This window comes from Corynebacterium pilbarense (assembly GCF_026930265.1).
GTDB lineage: Bacteria > Actinomycetota > Actinomycetes > Mycobacteriales > Mycobacteriaceae > Corynebacterium > Corynebacterium pilbarense.
Genome location: NZ_JANRML010000049.1, coordinates 1 through 1,241, shown reverse-complemented (window position 1 = coordinate 1,241; position 1,241 = coordinate 1). Strand labels below are relative to the sequence as shown.

The window sequence follows — 1,241 nt, the reverse complement described above, 5'->3', positions numbered from 1 at the left end:
ATTTTGTTTGATTTATAATTGTATGAGTTTTAATGTATTTCAAGATAAGACTATTTTATATGGATAGTTCTTGTCATGCCATTTCTGGTGGTATGTGGAATGTCACATAATTCCTCACGGTTAGAGAGTTATGGCCATGAGAAGTTGGAGACCCCAGGTTTGGGTAATGGACCCAAGTTTGTTTGATGGGTAACGGTATGAGTTATGATATATTTTCAGATAATACTATTCTATATGGATAGTACATGTCATGCCATTTCTGGTGGTATGTAGAACGTCACATAACTCCTCACGGTTTGAGAGTTATGGCCTTACGAAGTTGGAGGACCCTCATATGTCATCTAGAAGCCCCAAAAGGTCAAAGTAATCAAAGTGGTTTAAGAGATTTTAAAAGGTAAATAATAAAGTGAAGTGATGAGTGTATTAATTCAAATTGAATACAAAATAAATTATTTCAATAATAATTTTAATGGAGAAATTAGAAGTGGACCCAACCCTAAAATAAGGAAAGTGGGGCCAAGTGACCTAGAAGATGTTTTTAAGGAAGCTACTTGGAGAGTATAAATAAGAGGCAAGGCTCTCTCATTTGAATCACACTTGAGCATATTGAATATCTATAGGTGTTTGAGGTTTACAAATGATATCTAAGCCGAAATTCTGAGGAAAGTGAAGAAAAGAAGGCCGAAATGCAAGGAAGGATAAATTCTTTTGATGGTGCTTTCTAAGGTATGTTATTTACAGGTCATCTCACCATTTTCGCTATAACTTTTTTTCTATAATGATTCAGACCGTGAAATTGATATGCCATTGAGGAAACATATCCAAGTATCTGTGGTAAAAAATTCATCTTGTGGGTCGTTGTATTTTTGGAGTTACACTCCGTGGAAAATAGGGTTTGTGGCCAGTCCTGAAACTAGTCAAAATCAGGTGTTTCGGGTAAAAACGTCATAACTTCTTCATAACAGATCCAAATTCAGTGAGACAAAATGTGTTGGTTAGGGTACAGTCTTTAGTATGTTGTTTAATAGTTTCAGATCATTTCAGCAAATATTTTGTGTGGGGCACGCTCTACAAGGTCGCTCTCTAGAATAAGCCAGAATTCAGCAAGGTATGCCATTTTTGCTATAACTCCTTTTCTGAGAGGTTCCAAGTAGTGCCACTTGGAGGAATTGCATAAAACACACTGAATAACATTGTGTATCAGTTTCAGATCTTTATACATTACAGGTTCAATGTTATGA

General features: G+C 35.6%; 1 protein-coding gene. It reads right to left on the bottom strand.

Translation table 11 applies throughout. From position 1 onward, the window contains the following. Positions 1-1,030: 1,030 nt before the first annotated feature. A partial coding sequence (locus NUW87_RS11330; protein WP_269028624.1) for a hypothetical protein occupies positions 1,031-1,241 on the bottom strand: 211 nt, incomplete at its 5' end.